The organism is Nicoliella sp. ESL1113, assembly GCF_058509245.1.
Genome location: NZ_CP196387.1, coordinates 305,578 through 323,994, shown reverse-complemented (window position 1 = coordinate 323,994; position 18,417 = coordinate 305,578). Strand labels below are relative to the sequence as shown.

3 protein-coding genes are annotated in these 18,417 nt (G+C 50.3%); all 3 read right to left on the bottom strand.

All coding sequences use genetic code 11. The features are described 5' to 3' along the window. Positions 1 to 22: 22 nt before the first annotated feature. Complete coding sequence (locus ACSYTJ_RS01155) at positions 23 to 442, bottom strand: hypothetical protein (RefSeq protein ID WP_491717045.1); 420 nt, start codon at positions 440 to 442, stop codon at positions 23 to 25. Continuing rightward, positions 442 to 1,677 (bottom strand): MFS transporter, encoded by a 1,236-nt coding sequence (locus ACSYTJ_RS01150; RefSeq protein ID WP_491719952.1) that lies wholly within the window; start codon positions 1,675 to 1,677, stop codon positions 442 to 444. Before ACSYTJ_RS01150 ends, ACSYTJ_RS01155 begins: the two co-directional genes overlap by 1 nt. A 125-nt stretch (positions 1,678 to 1,802) precedes the next feature. Continuing rightward, positions 1,803 to 18,332 (bottom strand): DUF5776 domain-containing protein, encoded by a 16,530-nt coding sequence (locus ACSYTJ_RS01145; protein ID WP_491719951.1) that lies wholly within the window; start codon positions 18,330 to 18,332, stop codon positions 1,803 to 1,805. Positions 18,333 to 18,417: the final 85 nt, after the last annotated feature.

Below are 18,417 nucleotides of genomic sequence, written 5' to 3'. Positions count from 1 at the left end.
TGAGTAGCATCAGCTTTTTTAGTTATTTTAATTCTTTGAGTTCCTTTTCGTAACCATCGACCATCACTAATGAATCTTGATCCTGGTGGTTTTCAAACTTACGGTGAAGCTTGGCAACAAAGAGTTCGATGTAATACCCGACTGACATTTCCTGATGAAAATGATCCTTAGCAGCAGCCCGTTCGGTTGCAAAATCAGCCAGGTAATCATCGATCAAGTGTTCCAAATATTGATCATAAGGTTCTTCCGCATCGTAAGTATCCGAATCTGGATGATAGGAACGATACTTAGCAACGTAAATCCCCTGATTTTCGGATTTATATTGACTTTGATAGAGTAAGTCACGGAGTTGCTTTTGCGAAACGTCGATCGCACGTTGGGCCAAAACATTTTCAGCAATCCCACTATCAGCTACTTCTACGATTCTTAAGTTCTTCGCCATTATTTTTCCTCCCTGGGGTGCGGATTCGTGGAGTTCCAACGCAATTCTGGCACCCGCCACATAATTAATACTAACACGGTTAATAACATCGCAGCGTTAAAAATGAACACGCCACCATAGTCAAAGACGTTTGAGATAATCCCACCAATCATTGAACCAATAACGGCACCGAGCGCTTGGGCCGCTTGATTCAAACTAAAGACCATTCCCGTCAAGGAACTAGGCGTTTCCTTGGCTAACATCGTTTGGATCGTTGGGTAAACAGCGGCATTGGCAGCCCCCACTAAGAACCGTAAGATTCCTAAAATGACCACGCTCGTCGTGAACGCCTGGGGGAAATATAACAGACCAGAGAATACGATTCCCAGTATCAAGACGCGGTGCGTGCCGTGGTTATCACCCAAGCGGCCCCAGATTGAGGAAGTCATGAACATCGAAATTCCGGGTAGAGAGGCAATCAATCCAGCCACGATTGTTACTGGGCCTTGATTATGCATCAATTGTTTGACCAATAAACTAATGATCGGATAAATCGAAAACAGTCCCGCTTGAATAATTACCGTTGCTAATAACATCCAAATCACAAAACGGGGTTTAGGAAAGCCCTTCAATAGGTGAATATCGAACAACGCGGTTTTAGCTCTTTCTGGATCGGGTTTGAAAGTTTCCTTGACCATGAACCAGGTAATAAAAAACGAAATCAATAGCAATCCCGCCGTAATAAAGAAGGTAATCCGAATGTTAAAAATACGGGCCAAGATTCCACCTAAGATCGGACCGATCAGATTACCACCGACATACCCCGTCGTGATGATCCCCATCGCGTACCCAGCGTGTTCCTTGGGCGTTTCGGTCGCAACTAGTGCGGTCGAATTCGGAATCACCCCTGCAAAGAACCCCTGCAAGACCCGCAGTAAGACTAATTGCCAAACGCTGGTGACTAGCCCCATTAACCCGAGCGTCACCGCCGATCCCAAGGCAGTCTGTAACACCATGTGCTTGCGGCCGTGGCGATCAGCAAAGCGGCCCCAGATCGGTGCGGTGATCATGACCACCACAAAGGAGGCCGCATACACGAGTCCACTTAGTAAAGATAGCTGCCCCTTTGAATAGTGGCCCAGGTCACTAACGTACAACGACAGAAATGGAATGACCTCACTAAATCCCATCCCATCAATGAAGGTACCGAACCACAGTACCCACAAATTCTTTTTCCAAGACTCAGACTGAGACATCTGAATAATAACAACTCTTTTCTAAATTATTTATTAATTATCATAATTTTTATTATAGCATATTCAAATTCTGAATCAGTTAAAAAGCGGCGTTGTTTTAAAACAACCCCGCTTTTTAATATGGATTAAATAAATTTCACAAATTTCTTGTTACTGGTTAGATATTGGCCATGGCCGACGTATAGCCGCGTCATGCCCTTGTATTTAACCACCCGTTTTACATGGACCTTAGCACCCGAATGGTAGTAGCGTTGTTGATCGTTCTTAAAACCAGGGGTCCGATGTAGCCGCGCCCCCGTTTTAGCAATCACTTGAACGGTCTTACTATGCGCCTTTGCCATTTCAGCGCTGGTGTAATATGCATTTACAACGTAGCGTTGATCAGTCGTCAAATAGCCGAACGTTAAAGTCCCGCCAAGGTGGGTTTTGACAAAGTAGCGAATCAAGCCGCTCTTAGACATTGCGATTCGAACGACCTTGAATTCATGGACTTGGTTTTGGGGATGTTTAGCGTATCGCTTCACCCGATTAGCCTTTGCAAAGTTGGCCGCACTGTGAACGTAAACCATTTTACGATTATAGATATAAAGCGGATGCTTTTTCAAATTAGCGTTAAACGCCAGTAAGTAACCGTAAATATACCCAGCGGATTGTTTCTGCAACGTCTTCTTTGCAATCGACCCCCGCTTAACGGCAGCCCGTTTGCCTGATTTAACAGCCTGTTCATAGGCCTGTTTTCCAACTTGGTATGATCTTTGATAATCAGATTGGTAGACCATCGAAAGCCCAGTAAAGTCAGTTCTGGCAGTCTTACCATTAAAGGCATCTTGATATCCCTGATAACCACCCATGTAGGTAGGTTGTTGTAAATAATCAGTATCGATCTTGAGTTTGGCCTGGGCATCTGCCAAGCCTTCAAAGTAATAATCTTTTGCAGCCGCCGCCTTAGCAGCATTCGTCTGATCGAACACGATCTTGGCAGCTAAAACGATCGTTTGATAATCACTAGCCGCCCGTGCAGCTGCGGAAGCGGCAATCTGATTTTGATCATAGATGGTCTGGTTCGCATGCTCTAACCTGTTGTTAGCAGACGCCGCCTTAGCAGCCGCACTACTAGCAACCGAGGTATACATCCGTCCGTTCACATAGTCACCACTGGCAAACGCAACTGATGCCGCTAAGTTAGCACTATTCGCAGTCGAATTCGCATCCGTGACGGTAACGTAAGCCCCGTTGGCCACTAACACTGCGTTGCTAGCCGCCACCGCAGCAGAACTGGCGATTTGATTAGCAAGCCCCGCATCGGAATAAGCACTGGCAATCATCGCAGCTGCTGAACTGGCTGCCGTTGCGTAACTACTAAACGCTGGAACGTTATTGTACTGACTGGCAATGCTCAAGACTTGGCCAACCAGTTGTTGAGCAGAACTAGCGGGTAGATAAGTTAAAGCGGTGCTGGAACTAGTGGCGAGTGCATAACTGCTGGCCAAGTTAAAGTTGGCACTCGCAGTTGTAATCCCATTGGTAGCATCATAACGATCATCGGTGGCACTATTTGCATATGGTTGCGCCTCGTTCGAAAGCGTCGTTACCCAGATTGCCATGGAAGCCGCACTTTTTGCAACACTGGCATCTAAACTGACGGTGTAAGAAGCAGCTGCCGCAGCCGCCGATGCAGAATTAGCAACGCTGGTGGCTGAACTAGCCGATAATTGGGCCTGATTCCCATTGTCAACGTAACTTTGCGTCAGCCGACTGATCGCAGCTGCACTACTGTTATAAGCATTCGCCTGGTCGTATTGCCCAGCATTCGCAGCTAGGGAGGCCAGTGTTGCATAGCTCAGTGCCGATTGCACGTAGTTGCTTGCAACGCTGTAGTTAGAATCAGCCAAGGAGTTCGCAGCAAGCGCAGCGGCACTCGCCTGCACAGCAGTACTATTGGCGCTAACGATTTCAGAGGTCGGCTCGATTGCATCCTTAGCAGCCGAGACAGCAATGCTAGCGTACAGTTGGGCATTGCTATTCAAGCGATGGGCAGCAGCGACACTACTAGTTAACACGGTCGCACTTGATGCAATCGTATTGTTGGCCTGCGCTTCACTAATTTGACCACTCGTGACATTTACGTCCGAATCAGCAGTCAGACTGAATGCAGCAGCGCTGCTGGCGTATTGAGCAGCCAGGCTGAGTTGCTGATTAGCAAGCGATGCATTCGAGTTGGCAACGCTATTGATTGCAGCCTGAACAGCTGCAATCGATTGAGCGGCTGCAACGACTGAATTAGCAGCCGTTACTAATGATTGCGTAGCAAGGACATCATTTGCCGCCCGCACCGAAGCACTCGCAGCCGCACTGATCAACCCAGCAGCAGTTTGTGAAGCAGCGTTCGCAGATGCAATCATCGTTGCAATGTTTGCAACCTGGTCTGCAGCCTGGGCGTTGGCATTAAATGCCGCTGATTCATCCCCAGCGTTCGCAAATTGTTGCGCCGCCATTGCATAACTATTCGCTAGGCTCGCAAGGCTCTGCGCCCCCTGCCCAGCAACACTAGCAGCAATCACTGCCGCATCAGCAGACTGTTTTAAAGCTTGCGCCTGGGCGTTCGCTAGGTCAGCATCAGCACTTGCATAACTAGCAGCTGCGGCAATCGAATTTGCACTGTGCAACTCTTGGTTCAGCAAGCGGTTGTTAGCAGCACTTTGGGCAATTGCACTCGTCGTGTTGGCCGCACTGATGACTGCGTTGTTAAGCACACCTGCAGTCTGATCGGAAACACTGGTCTGACTTGCGTAAGCATCAACTAGGCTAGCATTGGCATTAACACTGCTATTTGGTTGCAACGCAATTGCGGCACTGCTAACAGCAGCACTCATCGTTGCAATTGCGGCACTATTTTGCTGATCATTGTTCTGGGCCGCCGCTTGGGCCGCCGCATTAGCACTTAGGGCCTGACTAGCAGCCGTATTGGCAATCGTAGTATCCGATTGGGCTTGACTGAAAGCTTCGTTCGCATCACTAGTCGCAATGCTGGCAACCACGGATGCACTGGCAGCAAATGATTCTGCACTCGTTGCACCATCAGCGAAACTAGCGGCAGCATCCTTAGCAGCCGAACGTTGTGAAACCGTCAGTTGGGAATCGGCGGCAGCAAACGCTGCACTAGAAGCAGCAAGATAGGCTGAAGAAGCAGCAGCATTAGCACTCGTAATTACCGTAGCTGCAGCGTTCACCACTTGAGTCGCACTAGATACGACTCCACTAGCAACGGCAACATCAGAACGTGCCGCTGAAGCGGTCTGGAATGCAGCCTGGGCAATTGAGTTGGCGTTGCTAATAATTGAGTTTTTAGGATGGGCACTAACGAGCGATTGGATTGAGATTACCGCCCCGCTTACTTGCGATAGACCATCGTTAACGGTGGCTTGCGCTTGGCTAACTGCATTGGCATCGATAGTGACCTGATTTGAATCAGCACTAACGCTATCCAAATGATCGACGACTGCCGATGAAGCAGCTGATGCACGCTTGCGACTTTGATCTGCGTCATACTTAGCAGCTTGTGACTGGGCGTTTTGCGCATTTGAGTACGCCACGGAGGCCGCGTTGCTAACGATCAACTGGTTGTCATTCACTTGGTTAGCAGCCGCCATTGCAGCCGCCATCGCACTCGCCGTTAGTGAATCGGCAGATTGCGTTTGCATATCAAAGTCAGCTGCTGCCAACGCTGCGGAACGGGCCAAATTAATGTAGTGATCAGCCATTGAACTGGCCCCCAAAACAGCTGCAGACGAAGCCTGACTAGCATAACTGCTAGCCACCGCCACAGCACTTGAGGTTGCTGAACGTGCAGCAGTCGCATTAGCAGACGCAGCTATCGCATTAGATAGTGCAGCCAAGGCATTCGTTTTCGCCGCAATTGCATTGCTGCGCGCCTTTTGAGCAACACTGGTCGCTTGCGCAGCGATCGCAACGTTGCTTTTTAGATTTGCAGCGGTGGCTGGATCGTTAATCCCCTCAGAGGCAGTGATACTAGCGGCAACACTAGATGCTAAGACCGTATCAGCAGCCTGTGAATCAACTAGTGAGGCTTTTGAAATGATAACTTCAGCGAGCGAACCCGCAAACGCAGCATCATTAGAAGTAGTATCAGTGTTATTGCCCGCTGATGAATGTGCGGCGTTGGCATCGCTATCGGTTGCAGCTGCGGAGCTGGCAATCGAACTGGCTTCACTAGTTTGAATCGTTTGTAGATTGTAAGCCTGACTTAGGGCGTTAGCAGCATCACTAGCGGTGTTAAAGGCCTGTGCTGCAATCGAAGCTGCAATTTGTGCCCGTTGATCAGCAGAATTAGCGGCAACCGTCGCAGTCGATACCTCAGCTGCAACAGAGATGGCAGCTTGCATGGCGGAACTGGCATTCACAGCATCCTGCACAGCAGCACTAGCATAACGATTCCCGTCTGGATAATCATTTGCTAAGTACGCAGCCGCAGCCGCCGAACTATTGAAGTGTGCATTCGATGCTGCTTGATGGGCCAGGGAATTTTGATAACTAGCGGCGTTACTGCCATCGTTAGCAACCTGCTTGGCTGCTTGGGCCTGTTGATTAGCAACTAAGGCATCAAAAGCTGCGCTGCTAGCCGTTTGACTAGCTGAATCGAGCTGTGCTGCAGCCGACTGAATAACGGCATTGCTGGAGTTAGCAGTCACTACCTTTCCTGCAGCACTGACCATTTCATTAATGGCCGTATTAGAATCACTGGCAACGCTAGTAGCAGCATTCGTCTTACTTGCAGCACGGCTGACTTGCGCCACGTCAGCGTTAATCGAACGAACAATCGTATCGGTAGCAGCAGCGATACTTGGAGCCACTTGATTGGCACTGCTTGCCGCTGCATTCCCGTTCGCAACCGCAGTCGCATTCGATGCAGCCACCTTAGTGACTACCTGCATTGCGGATGTAGCATCGGCAACGGCCTGACTGGCCACCGCTTCGTTGCTAACCGCCCGAACGGTAGCGGATGCAGCGCGGGTTTGGGCCTCAGAAACAGCACTGGCTGCCTGGGAAGCCACGATTACTTGAGCAGCAGCTTTAGAAGCATTCAATGATGCTAAGACTGCAAATGAAGTTGCCTCTGAAACGTTGCCGGTCTGACTAGCAATCGTCGCTTGATCAGAAGCAGAAATGGCTAGTGCGGAATAACTATTGGCAGCTTGACTAGCGGAATCGGCAGCGGATTTAGCAACGGTAGCAATACTAGCAGCACTATAAGCAGCCTGGGAAGCAACCAACGCATCACTAGCGGCACTGGCAGCCTGTTGGGCAGCGGAATTCACCTGCCGTTCAGCAGCAGCCACTGCTGAATCATTGGGCTGGCTAGTCGCAATGCTAGCAACTAGGCTGGCGTCCAGTGCAGCGGTATTGGCAAAGCTACTCCCCGCATCATTTGCAACACTGGCACTATCGGATTGAGCACTAATTTCAGCACTCCCACTGGCAATCGCACCACTAGCGGCGTTAATCGCACTAACCGCACTGGCAGCTATTGGTTGGGCAGCAGCGGCGGAACTCACCGCCCGTGAATCGGCCTGCGCAACTGAGTTTGCCAGGCTAATCATCAACGTTGCAACTAGTGAATTAGCATTTTCAACGGTCGTCTTCGCTGTTAACGCCGTTTGGGCCGCAATCGTTGCTTGTTGAGCAGCACTGACCGCAGCAAAGACATCAGATGACCCTGATGCTGCGGCGTTCGAAGCATCGTTGACCGCCGAACTAGCGAGGCTGGCACTGATCAATGCATTGGATTTGTCCCCCTGTTGAGCATAACTGCTGGCGGTAGCGGCATAACTTTGCGCGGCAACAGAAGCTAGGCTGGCAGCTTGTAATTGGCTCGCCACTTGACTAGCAATAATGCTGGCACTAACGCTAGCGGCACTGGCAGCTTGGGCGGCAGTCGAACCAGCTGCTGAGGCTTGAGCAGCCACGCTTGCGGCTGAGTTCGCACTATTCACAACGGCCACTGCGCTTTCGTCCGTCCGATTATTGTTAAAAATACTATCGATCACGGCAGAATTACTGGTCAAACTAGCAAGGGGATTAGCAATCGCCGCAGAACTAGCAGCGGCACTAGCGGCGTTAACAGCAGCGGAAGTGCGAATTGGTCCAACACTCTCAACTGCCGCGCTGGTCATTTGAACGTATTGACTAGCATTATCAGCATTCACCTGGGCGCTATCAGCGATTGCAATTGCCTGACTTGCGATCAACGCATTCGATTGGGCGACAGCAGCAGCAGCGGCAGCTGAAATCGCAAGCGATGAATCCACCTGCGCCCGTTGAACAGCTGAATTAGCGAGGCTATTAGCAACGACCGCATTTGACTGGGCCACAGAAGCCGCCTGATCAGCAGCAATCGCATTCGCAGCTGCAGCAGAAGTCGCCTGTGAGGCTGTTGCATCGAATGGCACTACACTGGAGGCACTTCTAGCAACTGCATTCGCTGAATCAGCCGCACTGAGGGCCGCTTGAGCACTAACGTTGGCGCTTTGGGCTGCATCCAGTTCAGCATTGGCCTGCAAGGTGGCTATCGAAGCATCGGTCGTCGCTGATTGAGCAGCAAATGCGGCCTGACTCGCAATGCCGCTAATAAACGCAAGTGCTGAATTAGTAGCATTCTTATTAGCGAGCGAATTGATAACGTTAGTGGCACTAATTGCTTGTTGGTTAGTGGTTTGCGTATTTTGATTGATTTGATCAGCGTTAGCAGCTGCTTGAGAAGTCGCCTTTACGATCGCAGCGACACCATCAGCCGTATTTGAAGTCGCAACAGCAGCGTTGCTGGCCCGAATCGAGTTCAATAAGCCATTGAACGTGGCCGCTCTAGATTGAGCATCGTTGGCAGCCGAACTGCTAATGATAACCGCATTCGAAGCATTAACGCTTGCACTGGTGGCAGAAACGACCGCTTGACTCATGGTAACACTAGCTTGATCAGCCTGACTAAGTGCGTCGGCAGCAACATTAGCAGCACTATTGGCAACGGCGGCTTGACTAGCAGCCACTACTTCAGCGGAAGCAGCAGCCTGCGTATCACCATCGTTGGCGGCATTCCTAGCCACTGAAGCAGCATCCCCCGCCAGTGAATCAGCAGTACTAGCTGTCGCATGCGCCTGTTTTGCTACACTATTGGCGCTAGCTGCAACCACACTAGCAGCGTTAAATGTCGAATTCGCAGCGCTCACTACGTCATTCGCACTATTAGCTGCAGCGCGTGCAGATGCTGCCACTTGGGCATCACTATTAATTTCAGAATCATTGCCATGGTTATCTAAGGCTGCTAATGAAGCTGCAATCGAAATGGCAGCAATCGCGGAATCATTAGCACTGTTCACCACCGCAATTGATGCAATCGCACTAGCCATTGTCGGCGCTGCACTAATGGCAGTCGATTGTTCAACGGCCGTTTGACTGGCGTTGGAATCCGTAATCGAACTAGCTACCGAAGCCCGCTTAGCATCCAGATCAGCTTGATCCGCATAGTGATTGGCAATGCTAACCGCCGTACTAGCGCTACTAAGTGCCGTGGTGGCGTTCAAAGCAGCGGTCGAAGCAACGACTGAGGCGGATTCAGCAACGGAAGCGGCGCTGGACGCACTCGATACTGCATTCGCAGCACTCACCGCAGCTGACTGGGCATTAATAACGGCCGCATCAGCATCTTGAGCGGCCTTAACTGCTTGTCGAACCGCTTGATCACCAGCCCCGTATTGACTGTTGGCATATGCAGACGAAGCTAACTGCTTTGCGGTTTCCGCAGCAGCAACGGCCGAAGCGGCGACTGAGCTTTGTTGATTAGCATTGGTCATAGCAGCGTCAGCCATGGAAGCGGCACTCACCGCGGCTTGATTAGCGGCATTAGCAACAACCGAAGCAGAAGTGGCGACCGCAGTTGCTGATGTGGCAACGTTAACAGCGGATGAGACCAGCGGGTTGACTGGGTATTGACTAGCCAGCTGTGCTAATTGGTTATTGGCACTGTTCGCTAGTGATGCACTCCCGTAAGCCCCACCGCTTGCAGAATTAGCAATTTGAGCATCCCGATCAGCAGTGTTATCGCTAATGCGGCCCTGTTGATTAATTGTTTCAATCGAGGCTGCATCTTGATGTGCTTGAGCAGCGGCACTAGTTGCCTGACTATTCCCAGCACTAGCGGTAGCGGCATTTCCGATGTTGATCTGGTTCAAACGGTTGGCTAACTGATCAGCAGCCACCGCAATCGAATTGTAATCGGCAGCCACTTGGTTCGCACTAGTGGCGATCTGATTGGCAGAATTGGCAACGGCATTGGCGCTGTCAGCAACACTCGCAACGCTCACTAACGCAACCCCAAATGAAGCGACCCGTGCAGCAATGCTAGCGGCAACACTCGCGGCACTGGTAGCCAGTGCGCCATTATCAATGCTGGCAGCACCACTTTCCACCTGTTTAGCAGATGCATAATCGGATTGGGCGTTCGACATATCAGCAGTAATGCTATTTACAGCATTCACAGCAGAATTAGTCGTAAACGTGGCACTCGCTGCAACCGCAAACGTGGCGGTCGCTACAACGGCCGCCGAACTCGCAATCATTGCGGCCGAGTTAGCCCGACTGGCAGCAGAACTAATGGCAGAATCATTGGAATTTAAAACCGCAAGACTAGCTGCATCTTGGGCTGCCAGATAGGCATTGTTAGCTGCAGAACTCGCAAGCGAATTGGTCGCACTAGCAGCGTTAGTGGCAGCACTCGCCGTTTGCAAATCGCCATTCACCTGTGATTGGGCACTAGTGGAGACACTGGATCCACCAGCAATTACGTTTCCAGCAGAAGCGGTGGTCGCATTCGCACTTGCAATGGTATTGGCAACGGCAGCTAGGGCTTGATTGGCCGCAGCGATTGCTTCTACGGCAGCGTTAGAAGCAATTGCTTGATCAGAGGCTGCTTGTAGTGCTGCACTCGTAGCCTGTTGCGCCGCATTGTTCGCAGCGTTAGAAGCAGCTACGGCGTTATTGACTGCATCGGCAGCAGCAGCAGCCGCTACATTAGCTGATGATAATAATTGAATGGCATCGGTCCCACTAGCACCAGCCGCTAAACTAGCTGCTGAGTTAGCTTGTGACACGGCGCTGGCTGCGATGCTAGCTGCATTCAGCGCCCCCTTAGCAGCTTGAGCAGCCGCATTTTGTGCAACGACCGCAGCAGAACTAGCGTTGGTAGCATCAGCCGATAGCGAAATTGCGGCCGAATTAGCTGATGACACAACGAAGCTTGCGCTCGCAACGGATGAATCGCTAGAGTTATTGGTAGCCAGCGAGTTGACTTGATTCATTGCGGAACTGACCTGAGCGCTAGCGCTGCCTGCTTGCAGCGATGAAAGTTTCGCCTGACTGGCCTTCAACGATGCATCACTGGCGTTATTAGCAGCTGAACTGGCGGCTTGATTAGCAACGATCGAGTTGACGGTTGCAAAAGCAGCGCCAACGGTTGCATTTGCACTGGCGACACTATCAGCGGCGGTTTGAGCTTGCGCAGATGCCTGTTGTGCGGCTTGATAAGCTAAATTCGCATCCCCATTCACTTGGGCAGCCACGATCGCAGCTTGACTAGCGATCACGGCCTGTTGACTGGCAGCAGCGGCAGCACTACTAGCGGCATTTCGATCCCCGGTTGCAACGGCTTGACTAGCGGCCACAGAAGCATCACGAGCGGATTGGGCAGCCACGCTCGCAGTGTGATTAGCACTAGCAGCTACCATATTATCCGAATCAACACGCACCTTAGCCGATTGCGCAGCGCTGTTAGCAACTGAGACTAACGAATTGGCAACGCTGACCGCAGCATTCGCAGCACTGGCGGTCGATGCATAACTAGCAAGGACCGATAAATTGAGGTTGTTTTTGGCAATCGACTGGGTCAAACTGTTAACATTAGAGGCAAACTGCGAACCGTTCTGGACTGCAACTTGGCTGGCCAAAACGCTAGCGGCAATCGAATCGACATCGTTGGCATAGGAAGATGTGTTAATAGCGTTCGAATCACCATTCACTGACCCCGTGTATGCAATCGAAGCTTGTGCAGAGGCATTGTTCGCAATTGAAGTCGCTGTACTAGCAGCACTGTTAAAGCCAGAACCAGCGTTCAAGTTCGCAGAAGCAACCGCAGCGGCAGAAGAGGCGATCACAGCGGCATTCTGCGCAATCAACGAGGCCGTTTGTTGAGCAGCTGCCGCACTATTTGCTGCTATTGCTGCTTGACTGGCGATTGTATTGACACTGGTAGCGCTATCGGCAGCCGTACTGGCAATAACGACCTGTTGACTGGCAACAACGGCGGCTTCACTCGCCGCATTCGAATCCCCTAACGCTGCATCACTAGCTGCAACCACGGAGGCCGAACTGGCAATGCTTGCCGCAGTGCTTGCAACGACGGCTGCACTACTAGCAACGATTCTGGCACTATCAGCCTGGTTCTTAGCCGATTGAGCAACACTATTGGCAACGACGGCAGCGCTAGCAGCGGATGCAGCAGAAGTAGCCGCACTTTGAGCGACTTGATTAGCGGAAATCACAGCCGCATTACTTGGATTGGCGCTAACGTAATTAGATGTATCGTTAGCATATGCGGAAGCCGTGTTCGCATCACTAATGGTCGTGGTGGTGTTGGACGCAACCGAAGAAGCGATCGCACTAATCGAATTAGCACGTGATGCGGTGTTGGCGGCATCGGAAGCCCCGTTGGACTGCCCAGACGCAGCGCTTGAAGCAACACTGGCATCACTATTGGTGGCAATTACGGCCGAGCTAGCAGTCGAATTGGCATTACTACCGATCTGGACGTTCGCAGTGGCAACCTTAGCAGCATTACTAGCATTCACCGCCGCAGCAGAAATTGCATTTGACGCACTTTGCGCTTGAACTACAGCGCTTGAGGCCTTAGCAACTGCATCATCTGCGGATTGACTGTTAGTTTGCGCATTTTGATTATCAATGGCGGCTTGACTCCCAGCAGCTTTGGCGATTGCATCGGCACTCTTAGCTACATCGACCATCCCGGCCGCTGCAGCACTTCCAGCTACCTGTGCAGCACTACTGGCGATTGCAGCTTGACTACTAGCAGCATTAGCGTAAACAGCTGCAGCTTGTGCATACGAACCCGCAGCGACACTGGCAGTGCTAGCGGTCGTTGATGAAACAGTCGCATCGGCACTGGCTTGAGCTGCAACCACGGACGCGGAATTAATGACTCCTAACGCTGATGCAACAATACTATTACTTGAATTACTCGATTTTAAATCGTTAACAACGGCACTAGCGGTGTTAATGATCGGCAATGAATCACTTGCTTGACTCGACGATAAGCTAGCGGCCTTAGAAAAGACCCCCGCATTGGTTGAAGCTTGATCCGCACCGCTGTTAGCATTTGATACCGCATTCATGGCAGCAGCAGCATCGCGAGCGGCTTGACTGGCGATTTGACCAGCATCATCAGCAGCGCTACTTCCCCCGTTGACGATTTTAACCACGGATCCGCTAGAAATTACAATCGCTGCACTGGCGGAATCAGCAGCGGCTTGTGCACTCGTTGCATTAGAAAGAGCGGCACTTTCTGCACTGGCAGCAGAGTCAGCTGCAGAATTAGCGCTAATCGCATTCTGGGCAGCACTACTGGCGATGTTGGCGGTCGCACTGGCTAAACTAGCAGCACTAGATGCCAGACTTTGGTCCCCTTGATCAGCAGCACTCTTGGCAGCAGCTGACGCAGATGTAACAATGATCATTGCTGAACTAGCGATTGAGTTAGCCAGCGAGGCGGTCGAATTAGCCGATGAGAGATCCACGCGTGCCGATTGGGCTGTACTATTGGCAACGGAAGCACTTTGGGCCGCCGTACTAGCCACTGCCGCCTCAGAACTAGCAGCCTGGGCAGCACTTGCGATTGAGGAATTGCCGCTATTTAGCGCGGCGATCGATTGCACCGTGCTATTATTTTGACTTGCACTATTTGCAACCTGGGAAGCAGCAGTACTAGCATCAGTGGTCCCATCAACAGCAGCGTTGGCAGAACTCAATCGAGCATTAGCTGTGCTGGCAGCATTCGTGGCAGCATTGGAGGCCGATGCCATCGTATCACTAGCGATTGCTGCAGTACTGCTAGCTAAACTACTGGCAATCGAATTAACAACCACGGCGGCACTCGCTGTAGCATCAGCAGCATTGCTAGCAGCCTTACTATTGGCGGCAACCACCGATTCCGCAGCACTAGCAGATTGATAAGCAATAACGGCAGCAGAGTTAAACTGCTGAATCTGACTAGTGGCTGATTGCACGATTGCATTCTCGGACGCAACGGACGCGATCGCTGCAGCCGCACTCGCTGAATCGCCAGCTTGGGCATAGCTTTGGGCAAGACTGGCTTGAACGCTTGCTTGCGACGCTGCTGAGTCAGCGACCTGCGAAACCGCTCTGGCGCTACTGATCTGGGCATCCGCAGTTGATTTGGCAACCTGGGCCATTGAATTAGCACTGGAACCAGCAGCAACGGCCGATGAGACTAAAACAGCGGCAGCCTCGGCCTTCGAGCGTTCACTTTGAATGGCAGAGTTAGCTGGGTAGAGATTGGCAATGCTGGTAACCGTAGCCGAAAATGAATTATTACTGTTATTTGCAGCAATAATTCCGTTATTTTCATTATTCGCCGTTGACGCGTTGGCATCAGTGCCATTAGCCATTGATGAAACGCTTGAAATAATTATGTAATTATAAGAATTATTCAACGTCGAAGCCGCAATTGAAGCGGCACTTTCGTCAACGATTGCCCGTTGAGCGGCTAGCATTCCAGCTGAATTGATTTGATTGACACTAGTTGAATATTGAGTTGCCAAAGAAGCCGCCATCGAAGCATTTTGGGCGGCTACGGACGCGGTCGCATTAATTGCTGATTGATCACTCTTAGTCGAAGCACTACCGAACGCAAGCGAAGCATTCGCAGCGATCACCGCGTAATAACTAGCATTGGCAGCCTGCACGTTCGCAGATGCTAATAGGGCCTGCACGGCACTAGACGCCGAACTAGCGATCGATGATTGATTTTTAGCGTCGACACTGTAAGCGTTGATAGCAGATGCCGTTGATGATACCGCTGCAGAATAACTAGGGTTCAACATGGCACTACTATCAGCGGCAAGGCTCTGCACGGCGGTGGAATTATTAGCAACTACCACTGAGGCGGAGGATGCCATGGCAGAATAATCCTGACCAGAACCAGTTGTTAAAGCAACGGAACTAGCGGCTAAAGAGGCCGCATTACTGAAGACCGCAGCATCACTAGCTGGAATGGCGGTATTGTTCGGGACCACGATGTTATCAGTAATCGTCCCACTGTTGGTAGAATTACCATTCACGACCGCTGCAGTGGCGGGATTATGCGTCACGTTTTGCGTGATCATCGAATTACCGCTGTTCTTAATTTCGATACTGTTATTAGTCACTTCAAACTGTGCCGTAACGATTACGTCAGTGGGAATCGCGGTCGTGGCGTTCAATGAAGTATAGAATTGGTAGGTATACGAACCATCGCCAACCTTAGTGAAGGCCCCAGCGGGAATGGCAACGGTGTAGGCATTGCGGTAGTCAGTATCCTGGCCGTTCCCGACTGCTTGGTTCGATTCGATCATCCCGTTCGCATCGGTAATAAAGCCAGCCGAATTCGTTGGCTTTTCATCGATGCCGTTCGTACTGACCCGCACGTAGACGTAGTTATTCTTAATATCGGAATCACTAACGTTGTTCAAAATTAAATTCGCGGTGACCCCGTACTTGGTCTTAGCGGTCGCATCTTGGTACAACGCTGGGGTACTGTTCAAGAAAACAGTTGGCACGGCGTTGAACGCTAGGTACTTGGAAGTGTAGTTATTAAAGTTAGAAATGTTCGGGTCGTAGATTGCCTTCCCGGATTGATCCCAAATACTGATCGTATTCGTTCCAGTCCCTGGATAACCAATCGCAACCAGGTATTGGGCATTGGCATCCCGTTGGTTATCGACCTGGCCGATTACGGAATAGGCGTTGATCGGCGTCGTGTTAAAGAAACGCCCAGCGCCAATCGCACTTTGGTCGTTATTTAGCCCGACCTTACTTAAGATCACGTTTTGCCCTGGGTTATTGATCAACACGGTCCCTGAGTTATTCAGCAACGTCAATCCCGAATTGGTATTGGCCCCATCGGCGTAGATGATTAAATTCCCACGGTTTTGCACGTTTAATAAACCACCGTTGGCAATCGTGACCAAATCGGCGTTAAAGCTGTTGGCACTATTGGTCGCATGGGCGGTCAACGTTCCTCCATTTTGGATGCTGACGTTTCCTTGGATCCAAGTTGGATTATTATCAATCGGATTGTAATTATAGATCGAGTTAAAACTGCCCCCGTCGATCACGAGGCTGCCCCCTTGATTAACGGCGATCGAATCGGCACCGCTATCACCAGGCACGACCGTTAAGTTGGCGTCTTTGTTGATCGTCAAATTTCCGTTTACGAGCAAACCACGGTCCCCACCGTTACCTGCATCTTCACCACCACGACCATGGGGCACTAGATACATATTAGAACCCTGGTCCATCACTAAGTTGCCACCTAATTCAATGTTATTCCCCATTTGGGTCACACCATAGTAGTATGAATTCGGCAACAGTTCCATATTGGTAACCTGGAGGTTTTGTTGGTTATTATTTTGGGTCGTAAAGTTCTTATTGAACGGACTGGTGTAGCTCCCCTCACTGATGACACTGACTCCACCGTCGATGTAGAGGTTCGGTAGCTTATTACCAAAGAATAACTGCGAGCCCTCATAATTAATATTGCGGTACGTCAAACTCCCGGACGTTGAGTTCCAGAGGTTGATCGGCCCGTAAACGTTGTAGCCATACATTTTGGCAAAGTTTTCAATCGTTAAACTGCCAACATTATAGGGATTATGGTGCATTTGTTGCCAATCTACAATGTGATTTTGCCCGTTGACGATCATGTTCATGTTGCTACCATAGGCGGTGTTACTCCCAGAAGAAGTGTAGTTATAATCATTGGTGAAGCGTAACTCACTATTGCCGTTAATGTAGCTACGGGCAAAATAGCTATCAATATTAGAAGTGGACGTATTATAGGTCACAAAGGCAATGTTTTGGTTGTTCACCTTATTGGCAACGTCATTCCAGCCGTAATTATAGGTCGTTGTTTGCCCACTGGGGACGCTGCTAACCGCAAAGTAATTCCCAGATTGTTCATTATTAATCGCATCGTTTGCACCCTTATAAGCTTGGATGTATGGATTATTTACGTTGGTAGTGGTGTTCAAGACGCTATAGGCACCATTGCCATCCGCACCGTTCCAACGCCCCGTTTCAGCATCGTAAGCTCCCTGCCGTGATAAAAAGTAATCAACGGCGTAATTATAAGCCACTAGTTGATCAGCCGCACTGGGAACGTAAGTAGTGGCACTGACCTCCCCACTGCTGGCCGGTTGAACGTTATTGCTCGAATTCGCTTCAGCGCTATCACTAGGTGAATTTAACACGACTGCAGAATTGCTGCGGTTAACGGAACCACTCGTAACGCTGGTTTGTTGGCCCAGCCCACCAGAACCATAAATCGGACTTCCAGATTGAGTCCCCGCAGAGGCATTTAGTGAGGAATAGGTGGTATAAGCATCGATCAAGGCGTTATAACCGTCGACATAATAAGTATTACTCGAGTTAAAGGTGCCAGCGGAATCGGCACTTTTCGGATCGTCAGGATGAATCGAGTTCCAGGCATTTACCGCCCCAGCATTCGTAGCATAGTAGGCTTGCACCCCATTGTTGAACGCACTAGTTCCAAAACTAGCTGATTGGCTGCTTTGCGTGGCTAAAGAAGCTGCGACAAACCCACTCTTAAAGTCGGTTTGGGAAGACTGAAAGGCCTGCACCCCACTGTTAAAATTAGCATCACCACTTGTCACACTGGTCTTATTCTGGGCCGCAAGTGAGGCCGCTGCATACCCACTACTGTAGGCTTGACTAGCGGTAAGCGAGCTGTCGGTGTCTTCTAATTCAATGCGGACGCTAACTTGATCACTATCGCTATTACTGGTACTACTTACAGAACTACTAGCTGATTGGCTAGCACTGGTTGAAGCTGCTGAGGGCTGGCTAGTGGTCGTAGAAGATGAGGTTGCTTCACTAGTGTCACTAGTGGATGAAGAAGCACTAAGCGCAGTTGATGTGCTGGGGGTAACATCACTGCTGGCAGAACTATCCGCACTCTTTTTAGATGATGCACTACTGGAAGCAGCGCTAGTTGAAGAAGAATTAGCGGCGCTGGCTGCACTGCTCGTTGCAAAGGTCCCACTAACGCTTATTGATTGATTGACATTGGCGCTGCTCGTAACAACACTAGTTGCAGTAGAACGATCCTCACTACTACTATTATTACTATCAGCATACGCAGTTTGCGCATGACTAAGCATCGCGTTCCCACCCAGCAACACGAACATTGAAATCGATACCACGATCCACTGCTTATTTACCTTGCGGAGCACCTTTTTATCATTAACCTTATTGAATTTGAATTTATTATAAAGCATCCTGATCCCCACCATCTAAAAATAATCATTTTAATATGTACCTTTAAAACATTTTAGCATTTATCTAATCTATTTTCTCACTTTT

Coding starts and splice junctions, on each gene's coding strand:
- ACSYTJ_RS01155 (WP_491717045.1), bottom strand. CDS start 442: ATGGCGAAGAACTTAAGAATCGTAGAAGTAGCTGATAGTGGGATTGCT.
- ACSYTJ_RS01150 (WP_491719952.1), bottom strand. CDS start 1,677: ATGTCTCAGTCTGAGTCTTGGAAAAAGAATTTGTGGGTACTGTGGTTC.
- ACSYTJ_RS01145 (WP_491719951.1), bottom strand. CDS start 18,332: ATGCTTTATAATAAATTCAAATTCAATAAGGTTAATGATAAAAAGGTG.